Below are 13,509 nucleotides of genomic sequence, written 5' to 3'. Positions count from 1 at the left end.
ATGCCGCACCAGGACGCCGCGCCGCTTCAGGACGCCGTGCCGCAGCCGGGTGCCGGGACCGGTGCCCCGGCGCCCGGGACGAACCCGCGGGCCGTCGCCGTGGTCGGCCTGGACTGCGCCTTCCCCGGGGCGCCCGACCCGGCCGGGTACTGGCGGCTGCTCAACGGCACCGCGCACGCCGTCGGCGCCCCGCCGCCCTCCCGCTTCCGGGGCGCCGCGCCGGGCGCGTTCCTGGCCGACGCCGACGCCTTCGACCCCGGATTCCTCGGCATCCCCACCGCCGAGGCCACCGCGATGGACCCGCAGCAGCGGCTGCTGCTGCAGTGCGCCTGGCGGGCGGTCGAGGACAGCGGGCTGGAGCCGTCCCGGCTGGCGGGCAGCCGCACCGGCAGCTACGTCGGTGCGATGTCCGACGACTGGGCCCGGCTGGCGCTGGCCGACCCGGCCGGGATCACCCCGCGCACCGGCACCGGCAGCGGGCGCTCCATGCTGGCCAACCGGCTCGCCTACCAGTTCGACCTGCGCGGCCCCAGCCTCACCGTGGACACCGCCTGCTCCTCGTCGCTGGTGGCGGTGCACCTGGCGTGCGCCGCGCTGCAGGCCGACGAGTGCGAGCTGGCGCTGGCCTGCGGCGTCAACATCGTCATCGGCACCGCGCTGGACCGGATCTACCGGCAGGCCGGACTCGCCGCTGCCGACGGCCGGTGCAAACCGTTCACGGCCGCGGCCGACGGCATCGGCCGCGGCGAGGGTGTGGGCGTACTGGTGCTGCGCAGGCTGGACGACGCGGTGCGGCGCGCCGACCCGGTGTACGCCGTGCTGCACGGCAGCGCCCTCAACCAGGACGGCCGCAGCAACGGCATCATGGCGCCGCACCGCGCCGCGCAGCGGGACGTGGTCACCGCCGCGCGGCTGCGTGCGGGCGCCGAGCCCGGGCAGATCCGGTACGTGGAGGCGCACGGCACCGGCACCGCGCTCGGCGACCTCATCGAAGTGCTCGCGCTCGACGACGCGCTGGGCGCCCGGCAGGGGCCCCGCACCGCGCCGCTCGCGGTCGGCTCCGCGAAGAGCGCCGTCGGCCACACCGAGGGCGCCGCGGGGATGGCGGGGCTGGTGAAGGCGGTGCTGGCGGTGCACCACGGCATCGTGCCGCCGGGACCGGCCGCGGGCGCCGAGAACGAGCGACTGGGCCTGGCCCGGCGACGGATGGAGCTGCTGACCGAACCGCTGGAGCTGGCCGCCCACGGGCCCGGCCTCCGGGTCGGCGTCTCCAGCTTCGGCATGGGCGGCACCAACGCGCACCTCGTCCTGGGGCCGCCGCCGCAGCCGAGGCCGACGGCCGGAGAAGCGTCGGCGGTCGGAGAGTCGTCGGCGGCCGGAGAGTCGTTCTCCGCCGGGGTGTTCACCCTCTCCGCCGACACCCCGGACGCGCTGCGCGTCAACCTCCGCGTCCAGGCGGCCGCGGCCGAGGACCTGCCCGAGCGGGACGTGGCGGCGCTGTGCCGGACGAGCAACCGGGTGCGGGCCGCGCGGCCGGTCCGGTTCGCCGCGGTGGCCGGCACCCCGCGGGAGCTGGCCGGGGAACTGCGGGCCGCGGCGGAGGCCGTACCGGACCGGGCCACCCCGTCCGAAGAGCCCGCGGTGGCCTTCGTCTTCCCCGGCCAGGGCTCCCAGCACCCCGGTATGACAGCCGCGCTGTACGCGGGCTCGCCGCTCTACCGCGGCTTCCTGCGGGAGGCGTCGGCCGCGCTGCGCCCCTGGACCGGTGAGCCGGTGCACGAGCTGCTCCTGTCCCGCAGCGCCCGTGTGCACCGCACCGGCCTCGCCCAGCCCGCGCTGTTCGCCGTCGAGTACGCGCTCGCCGCCTGCCTGCGGGAGCTGGGAGTGCGGCCTTGCGCGGTGCTCGGGTACGGCATCGGCGAGTTCGCGGCCGCGGTGGTCGCCGGAGGGCTGGAACTGGCCGACGCCGCCCGTCTGGTGGCCCGGCGCGGCACGCTGATGGAGGCGCTGCCCGCAGGCGGCGGAATGCTCGCCACCCGGGCTGCCGCCGCGGAGGCGCAGGCCGCCGTCGAGGCCGAGCCGCGGTGCGCGGTCGCCGCCGTCGAGGCTCCCGGCGCCACCGTGCTCTCCGGCACCCTGGCGGGCCTGGCCCGGGTCCGGGAGCGGCTGGCGCGGCGCGGCTTCGGCTGCACCCCGCTGCCGGTCGCGCACGCCTTCCACTCACCGCTGATGGAGCCGGTGCTGGCCGACTTCGCGGACGCCGCCGAGGGGTTGCCAGCCGTGCCGCCGCGCATCCCGTTCCACTCCACGGTGCACGGCGGACCGCTGCCCGAGGGGGCCGCGCCGGACGCCGCGTACTGGACGGCGCAGATCCCCGCGACCGTCCGGTTCGCGGACGCCGTCGGCTCGCTGTGCGCCGATCCGCCCACGCACCTGGTGGAGATCGGCCCGGAGCCCGTACTGGCGCCCGTGCTGCGCCGGATCGGCGCCGCGCGCGGTCTCCCGGTGCTCACTCCCTGCCGCGGCGCCGACTCCGGTCCCCGGGACCTCGCCGCGCTGGTGGCCCGGCTGTACGAGGACGGCCTCGACCCGCGCTGGGAGCGGCTGTACGCCGCCGCCGACCGGCGCACCGTACGGATGGCACCGCACGTCTTCGCCACCCGGTGGCGCTCCTGGCGGCAGCCGCCCCCGGCCCCTGCGCCGGTACAGCACGCCGACGAGACCGGGCCCGGCCCGGGCACGTACCCGGACGGCGGCACCGGCCCGGGCACCGCCACCGGGACGAGCAGCGCCGATACCGCCACTGGCCCGGGCCCGCACGGCACGCCCGGGCAGCGGTCCGGTGCGGAGCCGTCCGGTGCGGAGCCGCTCGGTGCGGCGGCGCCGCCGGACTTCGGGGCCGGAGTCCGCGCCGTGGTGGCCGAGATGACCGGCAGCGCGCCGGAGGACCTCGGCGAGGACGTGCGCTTCTACGACGACCTGGGCTTCGACTCGGTGATGCTGATGGAGCTCAAGTACCGGCTGGAGATGCGCTTTCCCGAGCTGGGCGAGCTGTCGCTGCCCGAGATGATCGCCGGTCTGGTGAGCATCGGTTCCCTCGCCGCGTACCTGCGCGGCCTGCCGGCACCGGCGGCCGTGTGAGGGCCCCGGGCGCGGGTCCGCCGCTCGTGCATCTGCTGGGCACCGGAACGGCGCTGCCCGGCGAACCGGTCGGCAACGACCGGCTCGCCGAGCGCCTGGGCATCCCCTCCGCCTGGGTGGAGACCTTCATCGGCACCCGGACCCGGCACTTCGCCGTCGACCTGGACACCGGCCGGGCGCGCTGGACACTGGAGGACCTGTGCACCGACGCGGCGGACCGGGCCCTGGCCAACGCCGGTGCCGACCCGTCCGAGGTGGGCTTCATCGTGCTGGCGACCGCCACCCCGGACGCGCTGATGCCCAGCACCGCGGCCCTGCTGGCCGACCGGCTCGGCATCCGGGGAGCCGCCGCCTACCAGCTCCAGTCCGGGTGCGGCGGCGCGGTCCAGGCGTTCGCCGTGGCCCGCGCCCTGCTGTCGCTCGGCCCGGCCGGGCTGGGCCTGGTGGTCGGCGGCGACGTGTGCAGCAAGCATCTGGACCTGGGCCAGGACTTCCGGGACCTGCCGCCGGCCGCGCTGGTCAACTACGTACTGTTCGGCGACGGCGCGGGTGCGGCCGTCGTCAGCGGCAGGCCGCGGCCCGGCGCCCGGGCGGCGCTCACCCACCTCGAACACCGGCTGGCCGGGCTCGGACTCCCTCCGGGGCAGCGCGTCGAGTGGTTCGGCGCCGCGGACCTGCGGTCCGGCACGGCCCCCCGCACGCCGGTGAGCGAGGACTACAAAGCCGTCGAGCAGCGGGTGCCGGAACTGGCCCGCGAGCTGCGGGACGCGCTGCTGACCGCGGCGGACTGGCCCCCCGAGAGCGTCGACTACCTGCTGCCGCCCCAGCTCGGCGGCCGGATGACCGAGCGGATCACGAGTGAGCTGGGCCGCGGGCTCGAGTGGGAGCCGGTCTCCTGTGTCGCGGAGACCGGCAACACCGGCAACGCGCTGGTCCTCCACCAACTCGACCGCCTGCTCCCGCTGCTCACCCCTGCTCAGCGCGCCCTGGTCCTCTCCGTGGAGTCCAGCAAGTGGATCCGGGCCGGCTTCACCGTGGAGGCGTCCGATGCCTGACCGAGATCCCGCACCGGCCCCGGGCGCCGCGCTGCGCACCCTGCACGCCCGGGGCAGGCTCGCGGCCGAGTACCCGGCCGTCCGGGCACTGCTGGCCGCCGCGGACCGGGACGCGTTCGACTTCGCCGGCCGGGTGCTCGCCCCCCTCGACCCCGAGGACGTCCTCGCCCACCACCCGGACACCCCCGTCGTCCGCGTCGCCGTCACCGGGCGGGGCACGGTCGGGGAAGTGCTGCCCGCACTGACCGCGCAGCTCGCCCGGCACGGCATCCTGGCCCGCACCCGGGTATGCGGCAGCGGCGGCTACCTGGGCGACCTGGCCGACCCGAGCTCCCCGCTCTACGCGCACGCGCCCGAGGTCACCCTGTGTGTGCTGGACCCGCTCACCGTCTGGGACAAGGTCGAGGCCCCGTGGCAGCCGCTGGAGGTGAGCGTCGCCGCGGAGCGCCTGCGCAGGGTGCTCGGCGAACTGGCCCAGGTGCACGCGGACTCCGCGCCGAGGGGAGCGACCCTGGTGCTGAACACCGTGCCGCTGCTGCGCCGCTTCACCCACCAGCTCACCTCCCTCACCCAGCGCGCCGAACTGGGCGGCCTGTGGAAGCAGTTCAACGCCGACCTGCTGCACATGGCCCGGCCGTCCGCCGGGCTCGCCGTCCTCGATCTGGAACCGGTCACCAGCGCGGGCGTCCGCGCCGACGAGCCGCGCCTGGGCGCCTACGCCGACGCGCACTGCACCGCCGAACTGCTGGCCCACTACGCCCGCGAGGCCGCCCATCTGATCCGCGGGCTGCGCGGCGAAGCCAAGAAGTGCCTGGTGCTCGACCTGGACGGCACCCTGTGGGACGGCGTGCTGGCCGAGGACGGGCCCGAGGGCGTCACGGCAGCCGGTACGCTGCGCGGCGCGGCCTTCGGCGCCTTCCAGCGCACCGTCAAACAGCTCGCCTCGCAGGGTGTGCTGCTCGCCGTCTGCAGCCGGAACGACGACGGGGCCGTCCGCCGGGCCCTGGCCGAGCACCCCGAGTTCCCGTTGCGCCCGGACGACTTCGCGACCGTGGTCGCCGACTGGGGCTCCAAGGCCGAGGGCGTGCGCACCGTCGCCGAGCGGCTTGGCCTCTCCCCGGAGGCGGTCGTCTTCGCCGACGACACGCCCTTCGAGCGGGAGAGCGTGCGCGCGGGGGTGCCCGGTGCCGCCGTGGTCGAGCTGGAAGCGGAGCCCGCGCTGCACACCGAACGCCTGCTCGCGGACGGCTGGTTCGACACCCCGGCGCTCACCGACGAGGACCGGCTCCGGCCGGTGCGCTACGCCCGGCGCGCGGCGCGGGCGAGCTCCGAGGCCGCCTCCGCCGACCACCGCGCCTTTCTGGACACCCTGGAGCTGCGGGTGGAGGTCTCGCCCGCCAGGGAACACGAACTCGCCAGACTGGCCCAGCTCACCCTGCGCACCAACCGGTTCAACCTGACCGGGGAGCGGCTGGACGCCGAGCAGGTGCGGCAGCGCGCCGCCGCGCCCGGCGCAGCGGTGCTGGCGGTGCGTGCTGCCGACCGGTTCGGGGACGAGGGCGTGGTCGGTGCCGTCTTCGCGCGGATCGACGGCGACCGGCTGCGGATGGAGAACCTGCTGCTGAGCTGTCGGGTGCTGGGCCGCGGTATCGAGGAGGCCGTGCTCGGCGGGCTGCTGGCGGCGGCGCGGGAGGCCGGGCTGACCGCCGTGCACGCCGTCTGGCGCCCCACCCGGGCCAACGCGGCCGTGCGGACGCTCTGTCCCCGGCACGGCTTCCGGACCGTCGGCGGCCCCGGTGCCCACCCGGACAGCGGCACCGGCAGGGGCACGGCGACCGGCCCGGCCGCCGGTGCCGCGGCGGGGACCGACCGCGGGGACGACGCGGAGACCGGTGAGGAGAGCGGCGCGGGGTCCCGCGCCGCGGGCGAGGTGCGGTTCGAGCATCCGCTCCGGACGCTCCCGCCGGTCCCCGGACACGTCACGCTGCGGCTGCGGCTGACCGGCGACCCCGTACAGCCGACCGAGCCGACCGCTGACGGGGCGGAGGTGGAGGCATGCGCACCGTCGAGGAGCTGATCGAGCTCGCCAACACCCACCTCGGCACGGCGCTGGCACCCGCCGACGCCGAGCTGGAGCTGACCGAGCTGGCCGGGTGGGACTCCGTACACCTGCTGCGGCTGATCGGGCTGCTGGAGCAGACACTCGACCGTCCGGTGCCGGTGGACGCCGTACTCCAGGCGCGCAGCCTGCGCGACATCTGGTCCGCGGCGGTGACCGCGTGAGCACCCCGACCGCCCGGCAGGCGCCGCCGGGCATCCGCGCGCCGGGCCCGGCGGCCCACCGCGCGGTGGACGCGACCGACGGCGCGGCGACGCGCCTGGAGGGCTGGCATGGCGATCACCTTGGGTCCCGCGGTGGACGGCAGGACGGCGGAGCCGTTCGCCCGGCCGGTGCGGATGGACGGACCGCACGGACCCTGGGAGCGGGTCCGTGATGCCGTCGCGCGGCACGGCAGCGTCGTCGTGTACGGGCGGCTGCCGGAATGGCTGCCCGCCGACCTCGACCACCCGCGGCTGCGCCCGCTGCTGGGCCGGGACCACGCCCGCTTCCGGGCGATGGGCCACCCGCAGGTGCGGGCCCGCTTCGTGGCGTCCCGGCTGCTGCTCAAACACGTCGCGTGCGCGGTCGTCGAGGCCGCGCCCGAGGCGGTCGAGCTGGCCTACAAGCCCGGTGGCCGCCCCTATCTGCGCGGCCTGGACCAGATCGACATCAGTCTCAGCCACACCGAGAACCTGCTGCTCGTCGGCCTCACCCGGCGCGGCTGGATCGGGGTGGACGCCGAGGCGAAGGACCGCCCCATGCTGGGCCTGGGCACCGAGAAGCAGGTCTGCACACCGTACGAGCGCAGCGCCCTCGCGCAGATCGCCGAGGAGCGGCGCAACGCGGCGCTGGTGCGGCTGTGGACCCTGAAGGAGGCGTACAGCAAGGCCATCGGACAGGGCATGCGGTTCCGCTTCACCGAGTTCGGCTTCAGCCCGCAGGACCACAACGTGCAGGTGCTGCGGCCCGACGGGGAGCCGGGCACCGGCGCCGAATGGGCCTTCCACACCAGTCTGGTGGACCGCGCCTACACCGTCAGCGTCGCCCACTTCGACGCCGGCTTCGGCGACACCGACGACACCGCGGCCGCCACCATGCTGGACGACGGGCTCATCGCCGCGCTGGTCGACGGGACGGAGGAGGGGCACCGTGCGCAGTGACGGGACAGCCGCCGGGAGCGCGCTGAGCGCCGACGTGTGCGTGGTCGGCGGCGGCCCCGGCGGCCGGGCCCTGGCCCTGGCGCTGACCCGGCTGGGCCTCGACGTCGTGCTGTTGGAGAAGCGCGACCCGGCCCGCGGCACGGGCCCGGCCTTCCGCGGCGAGTCCGTCTCACCGGACGGCGTGCGGCTGCTGGCCGGACTCGGCGTCTGGGAGCGGGTCCGCGGGGCAGCGCACCGGGTGGACCGGCTGGAGATCCAGGACGCGGGCCGCCGCGTGCTCGACCTGCGGTTCGCCGACTTCCCCTACCGCTACCGGCACCCCGCCGAACTGCCGCAGGACGCGCTGCTGGCGGCGCTCGCCGAGCAGACCGCCCGGCAGCCGGGCTCCTGCACGGTGCTGGAGCCCGCCACCGCGGTCGGACTGCTGGTCGACGGCCCGGCCGTGGCCGGCGTACGGGCGCGCACCCCCACCGGCACCGTGCGAGTCGAGGCGCCGCTGACCGTCGGCGCGGACGGCCGCCACAGCGCCGTGCGCCGGCTGTCCGGACTCCAGGAGCGGGTGCGGCATCGGCCGCTGGAGCGCGACGTGGTGTGGCTGAAGCTGCCCTTCCCCGCAGGCTGGGATCGCCGCGTCTACCGGGTGCGGATCGCCGGGGACAGCCACGGCCTGTTCCTGCCCTGCGCGGACGGCACCGTCCGGGTCGGCCTCAACATCCCCAAGGGCGGGCTGCGGGCGCTGCGCGCGGGCGGCCTCGACCTGCTGTGCGCCCGCATCGGCCGACTGGCCCCCGAGGCCGGGGAAGCGGCCCGCGGCAGTCTGCGGGCGTGGTCGGACACGGCGCTGCTGGACATCTTCACCGCCGATGTGCCGCACTGGTCGGCGCCCGGCGTCGTCCTGGTGGGCGATGCCGCGCACACCCTCTCGCCCGTCCTCGGCCAGGGCGTCAACCACGCGCTGGCCGACGCGGTCGCGCTCGCGCCGCTGGCCGCCGAGGCGCTGGGCCGCGACCGGCGGGCCCGCGGCCGCGCCCTGCGCACCGCGCTGGACCTCTTCCAGCGGCGCCGGGAGCCGGACGTGCGCCGCTCGCGCGCGCTCCAGCTGCGGCAGGAGCGGATGTTCGCGCTCACGGCGCCCGCCGCGACAGCGCTGCGCCGGACCGTCTACCGCGCGCTGGACACGAGCCCCGCGCTGCGCCGCCGGGTGCTGGCCCCCGCCTACTTCCCCGGCCGGCGCCCCGCCGCCCGGCGGGAACAGCCGCCCACGCCCAGCGAGGTGACACCCGTATGAGCGATACCGCAGCACTGACCGGCCCGCCCGGTCTGGCCGAACTCCGGGCGCTCGCACCGCTGCACGCCCGCGCGCAGGGCATCCCGGCCGACCGCTGCCGCGCCGTCCTCACCCGCGTCCGCAGCGCCTACGGCGAGGGCCCCGACTCCTGGCCCGCCGTGTGGAGCCGCGCGGGTGACGCGCTCGCCGCGCGCGGCAGGCACCTGGACGCGGTCCGCCACTACGCGCTGGCCCGCTTCCCCCACCCGGACGGTCCGGCGCGGGAACGGGCCCAACGGCTGTGCGTGAGCTCCTTCGACCGCTGGCGGTCCACCCGCCCTGACATCGGCCGGGCGGAGATCGAACCGCCCGGCGGCACCGGCCGGTTCACCGCCTGGACGGCCGGGCTCTCCCGCAGCGCCCCGCGTCCCCTGATCCTGGTGTGCGGCGGCATCGTCTCGGTCAAGGAGCAGTGGGCCCCGCTGCTGGCCCGCGCCGCCACGCTGGGCACCGCCGTGGCCGTCACCGAACTGCCCGGCGTGGGGGAGAACACCCTGCCCTACGACACCGCGGCCCCCGCCATGCTCGGTGCCCTGCTCGACCACCTTGCCGACCGCGCGGACGTCGGCCGCACGCATGCCGTGGCGCTCAGCTTCGGCGGCCATCTGGCGCTGCGGGCCGCGCTGACCGACCGCCGGATCACCGGCGTCTCCACCGTGGGCGCGCCGGTACGGCACTTCTTCCGGGACGCCGGGCAGCACGCCCGCATCCCGGCCACGACGGCGCACACCCTCGCGCGGCTGACCGGACATCCGCCCGCCGATGTGCTGCCCGCACTGCGGGACTGGGCGCTCGCACCGCCGGAGCTGGCCCGCCTCGCGCACCTCCCGGTCACCTACGTCGCCGCGCTGCGGGACGAGGTCGTGCCGCTCGCCGACGCGGCCGCGCTGCTGCGGGACCCCGCGGCGCGCTGCAGGCTGCTCGTGGTCGACGACGAGCACGGGGCCCCGGCCCACCTGGGCCGCGTCCGCCCGCTGCTGCTCGGCTCCGCGCTCCGCGGCCTGGGCGTCCACCCGGTGCGGCGGGCGGTGCTGGAGGCGGTCGCGGGAGTGCGCCGCGGCGGCCGGGGCCGGGTGCGGACATGAGGGGCTGGACGTGGTGCACCCCGCGGGGGCGGATACTCAGCGGCACGGTCGGGGTCGCGGCGCTGTACGCGGGCGCCCGGCTGGGCGGGCCCCGTAGCCGCGTGCTGTGGACCTGTGCGGTGCTGCCCGACCTCGCGCTGCTGCACGGCATCGCCGCGGCCCCCGCGTTCGACCCGCTGCCCCGGTACGCGGTCCGCTCCTACAACGTGCTGCACTCGCCGGGAGTGCCGCTCCTGCTCTACGGCACCGCGCGTGTCCTGGACAGCCGTCCGCTGCGCGTCGCGGCCTGCGGCTGGCTCGCCCACATCGCCGTCGACCGCGCCTTCGGATACGGGCCGCGGGCCCGCGACGGCTCCCGCATCCGGGGCCCGGCTCCCGCCGGACCCCGCGGCGCCGCGCTCAGTCCCACCGGACGGGCAGCTCCGTCAACCGGTTGACCAGCAGCCCCCGGTGCATGGTGACCTCCTCGACGGGCACCGCCAGCCGCAGTGCGGGAAAGCGGTCGGCCAGCACCCGCAGCGCGACGGCCAGTTCGGCGCGCGCCAGCGGCGCGCCCAGGCAGTAGTGCGGACCGTGTCCGAAGGCCAGGTGCGGCGGCTGGGCCGGATCACCGGTGCGGTCCGGGTCGAAGCGGTCCGGATCGGTGTACCGGCTGCCGTCCCGGTTGGCTGAGCAGACGGACGCGATCACGGCGCTGTTCGGCGGCAGCACCCGGCCGGCCACCTCCACCGGCTCCGTGGTGACCCGCAGCGGCCCGCCGTCCCCGATCGGGTTCAGCCGCAGCAGCTCCTCCACCAGCGCGGCCGTCGCCTCCTCCCCGTCCGGCACCAGGCCGAGCCGCTCCGGCTGCCGCAGCAGGGTCAGCACGGAGGTGCCCAGCACCCCGACCGTGGTCTCGTGCCCGGCGACCAGCAACGTCATCGCCAGCACCAGCAGTTCCCGCTCGTCGGGCCGGCCCTCCTCGTCCCGGACGCCGACCAGCGCGCTCAGCAGATCGGTGCCGGGAGCACGCCGCTTGTCCGCCACCAGGTCCGCCAGATAGGCCAGCAGCGCCTGCTTGTGCCGCAGCATCTCCTCCGGCGGATGCGCCGTCAGTGACAGCACCGCGTCCGACCAGGTGCGGAAGCGCTCCCGGTCCGCGAAGGGCACCCCCAGCAGCTCACAGATCACGGCCATCGGGAACGGGAAGGCGAAGGCCGCGTTCAGATCGGTGGGGGAGCCCCCGGCACCGTCCCCGGCGGCCATGGCGTCGGCCAGCTCCACGGCCAGCTCCTCCAGCCGGGGCCGCATCCGCTCCACCCGGCGCGGGGTGAAGGCGCGGGCGACCAGACCGCGCAGCCGGGTGTGTTCGGGCGGGTCCATGGTGAACAGGCCGCCCGCGTCGAACGGGACGGCCGTGAGCTTCGGCGCCTCGGGCGCCACCGTCGCCGCCCGCGAGCAGCGGGGGTCGGCGAGCAGGGTCCGTACGTCGTCGTAGCGGCTGACCAGGTGTCCCGGATCGCCGCTGGGGAGCGTGACGGCGGCGACGGGTTCCTCGGCGCGCAGCAGCGCGTAGTCCTCGGGGACCTCGGTCGCCGAGCGGCGCGGCGGGGGGTAGGGGCGGGCAGGCGTGGGTGTGGCGGAATCCTGAGCCATGTAACGGACTGTTGAACTCTGGACTCGAATCGTGGTCGAGTCGGTGTTGCATGTGACGGGGCGCGGTATTCTCGCCTCGCTAACGCCAGTCCGGCCGGCCGAGTCCGCGGGGGAACTCGACGATGATCTCAGTGGTGCTCGCCGAGGACATGCACATGGTGCGCGGTGCTCTGGTGGCGCTGCTCGACATCGAGAAGGACATCGAGATCGTCGCCGAGATCGACTCCGGCAGCGCCATCCTGCCGGCTGTCCTCGCGCACCGCCCCGACGTCGCCGTCATCGACATCGACCTGCCGGGCGTGGACGGGCTGACCGCGGCCGCCGAGGTGCACGAGAAGCTGCCCGCCTGCCGCACCCTGATCCTCACCAGCCTGGGCCAGCCCGGCAACCTGCGCCGCGCCCTGGAGGCCCACGTCTCGGGCTTCCTGCTCAAGGACGCGCCGCCGAGCAAGCTGGCCGACGCCATCCGCCGGATACGCGCCGGCGAGCGGGTCATCGACCCCGAACTGGCCCTGGACGCCTGGTCGGCCCGGGAGAACCCGCTCACCTCCCGGGAGACCGAGGTGCTGCGGCTGGCGGCCGAGGGCGCCGAGGCCGCCGACATCGCCGGGCGGCTCTTCCTGTCCGTGGGGACCGTGCGCAACTACCTGACGGCCATCGTCATCAAGCTGGGGGCCCGAAACCGGGTGGACGCTCTGCGGATCGCCCGGGAGCAGGGCTGGCTGTAGCCGCACCGGAGACCGCCGCCGCCCGGGCCGTGCCGTGCGGCCCGCCCGGCGCGCGGTCCGCGCACCGCCCGGGCCCGGCCTCCCGGCCCGCCGGACGGCCGGGGGAAGGGGGCGGGATGCGCGCCTCCAGCCGGAAGCAGCCGTCCTCCCGCAGACCGGCCCGCAGGGTGCCGCCGATCGCGTTCACCCGCGCGGCCAGATTGCCGAGCCCGCTGCCTCCCTCGTCGTCCGGGCGCGGCGTCGTGGGGTCCCGCGGATCGGGCAGCGGCTGCACGCCGTCGTTGACCAGCCGCAGCACGGCGCAGTCCGCGTCGCCGCACACCGTGATCTGGCAGCGGCGCACCTTGCTGTGCCGCAGGATGTTGGTGACGCCTTCCCGCAGCACCGTGGCCAGCACGGTGCCCACCGTCTCCGGGACGCTCTCCAGCGTCGAGTCGACCTCCGCGTCGATCCCGGCGGCCTCGAAGACCGAGACGGCCGAGGAGATCTCGGCGGGCAGCGAGATGTTCCGGTAGCTGCGCGCCACCGAGCGGACATCGGCCAGCGCCTGCCGGGAGATCTCCAGCACATGCGCCACCTCGCTCTGGGCGCGCGGCGGGTCGGCGTCCACCAGCCGGTGCGCCAGCTCGCTGCGCAGGGTGATCGCCGACAGGCTGTAGCCCAGCAGGTCGTGCAGGTCCCGGGCGAAGCGCAGCCGCTCCTCCTCCACCGCCAGCCGGGCGATCTCCTGTTGTGCCGCACGCAGTTGGAGGACGATCTCGGACAGCTTGGTCAGCCCGTAGACCACGGCGCACGTCGTCAGCGCCGACACCCCGTTGTAGGCCACCCGCAGCGGTGCCCAGCCCGAGAACCAGGTGACGGCCAGGACGCTGGCCACACACCCGGCGACCCCCAGCCAGGACCAGGGCGGCCGCAGGGTGAGCAGCAGCGAGCCCGCCAGCAGCCCCGGCAGCCCGACCCAGGCCGTGCCCATCAGCAGCATCGGCAGGAAGGTGCAGACGATCTGCACGCCCAGCACCCAGAACTGGTGGGTGCGGTGCAGCCGCATGCCCCGCTGGGTGGTGCGGGCCACCTGGGTGCAGAACATCACCGCGATCGCCGCCGTGCCGACCAGGATCTGTATCGGCGACCCGCCGACGGTCAGCAGGTGCAGCACCGCGGCACCCAGGATTCCGGCCATGGCGACGACGAAGACCACCAGCACGATCCGGGGCGCCATCGCGGCGTCGACCCCGTAGGCGAGTGGCTGCCGCGTGCCGTTTCGTTGCCGATGTAAA

General features: G+C 76.2%; 11 protein-coding genes. 9 read left to right on the top strand and 2 right to left on the bottom strand.

The window, feature by feature from the left end; all coding sequences use genetic code 11:
* From ACFYNS_RS14445 to ACFYNS_RS14410, 8 genes are all read left to right on the top strand, one after another.
* Window positions 1–3,141 carry a type I polyketide synthase gene (locus tag ACFYNS_RS14445; RefSeq protein WP_388602914.1) on the top strand — a complete coding sequence of 1,047 codons (3,141 nt, stop codon included), beginning with the start codon at window positions 1–3 and terminating at the stop codon, window positions 3,139–3,141.
* Window positions 3,138–4,196, top strand: a complete 1,059-nt coding sequence (locus ACFYNS_RS14440) for a 3-oxoacyl-ACP synthase III family protein (RefSeq protein ID WP_360293897.1) — start codon at window positions 3,138–3,140, stop codon at window positions 4,194–4,196. Before ACFYNS_RS14445 ends, ACFYNS_RS14440 begins: the two co-directional genes overlap by 4 nt.
* Window positions 4,189–6,273 (top strand): HAD-IIIC family phosphatase, encoded by a 2,085-nt coding sequence (locus ACFYNS_RS14435; protein ID WP_388602911.1) that lies wholly within the window; start codon window positions 4,189–4,191, stop codon window positions 6,271–6,273. Before ACFYNS_RS14440 ends, ACFYNS_RS14435 begins: the two co-directional genes overlap by 8 nt.
* Window positions 6,252–6,479, top strand: a complete 228-nt coding sequence (locus ACFYNS_RS14430; protein ID WP_360293902.1) for an acyl carrier protein — start codon at window positions 6,252–6,254, stop codon at window positions 6,477–6,479. The genes ACFYNS_RS14435 and ACFYNS_RS14430 overlap by 22 nt, the downstream gene beginning before the upstream one ends.
* 108 nt (window positions 6,480–6,587) lie before the next feature.
* On the top strand, window positions 6,588–7,457 hold the full coding sequence (locus ACFYNS_RS14425; protein ID WP_360293904.1) for a 4'-phosphopantetheinyl transferase superfamily protein: 870 nt from the start codon (window positions 6,588–6,590) through the stop codon (window positions 7,455–7,457).
* The gene (locus ACFYNS_RS14420; RefSeq protein WP_388602907.1) at window positions 7,447–8,745 is read left to right on the top strand and encodes an FAD-dependent monooxygenase; all 1,299 of its coding nucleotides are present in this window, start codon (window positions 7,447–7,449) and stop codon (window positions 8,743–8,745) included. The genes ACFYNS_RS14425 and ACFYNS_RS14420 overlap by 11 nt, the downstream gene beginning before the upstream one ends.
* Window positions 8,742–9,869: an alpha/beta fold hydrolase gene (locus ACFYNS_RS14415; protein WP_388602905.1), complete on the top strand. Its 1,128-nt coding sequence runs from the start codon at window positions 8,742–8,744 to the stop codon at window positions 9,867–9,869. The genes ACFYNS_RS14420 and ACFYNS_RS14415 overlap by 4 nt, the downstream gene beginning before the upstream one ends.
* Entirely contained in the window at window positions 9,866–10,306 is a 441-nt protein-coding gene (locus ACFYNS_RS14410; protein ID WP_388602902.1) for a DUF4260 family protein, read from the top strand. Before ACFYNS_RS14415 ends, ACFYNS_RS14410 begins: the two co-directional genes overlap by 4 nt.
* Here the strand turns inward: ACFYNS_RS14410 and ACFYNS_RS14405 are convergent.
* On the bottom strand, window positions 10,269–11,504 hold the full coding sequence (locus tag ACFYNS_RS14405) for a cytochrome P450 (RefSeq protein WP_388602900.1): 1,236 nt from the start codon (window positions 11,502–11,504) through the stop codon (window positions 10,269–10,271). The genes ACFYNS_RS14410 and ACFYNS_RS14405 overlap by 38 nt on opposite strands.
* Window positions 11,505–11,626: 122 nt before the next feature.
* Here ACFYNS_RS14405 and ACFYNS_RS14400 point away from each other — a divergent pair, with 122 nt between their 5' ends.
* On the top strand, window positions 11,627–12,232 hold the full coding sequence (locus ACFYNS_RS14400; RefSeq protein ID WP_019358469.1) for a response regulator: 606 nt from the start codon (window positions 11,627–11,629) through the stop codon (window positions 12,230–12,232).
* Here the strand turns inward: ACFYNS_RS14400 and ACFYNS_RS14395 are convergent.
* Window positions 12,168–13,451 carry a sensor histidine kinase gene (locus tag ACFYNS_RS14395; RefSeq protein ID WP_388602898.1) on the bottom strand — a complete coding sequence of 428 codons (1,284 nt, stop codon included), beginning with the start codon at window positions 13,449–13,451 and terminating at the stop codon, window positions 12,168–12,170. The genes ACFYNS_RS14400 and ACFYNS_RS14395 overlap by 65 nt on opposite strands.
* Window positions 13,452–13,509 lie beyond the last annotated feature (58 nt).

Origin of the sequence: Streptomyces sp. NPDC006925 (assembly GCF_042869575.1) — a bacterium.
Lineage (GTDB): Bacteria > Actinomycetota > Actinomycetes > Streptomycetales > Streptomycetaceae > Streptomyces.
The sequence above is the reverse complement of the archived record's forward strand: the minus strand, read 5'-3'. Positions and strand labels throughout refer to the sequence as shown.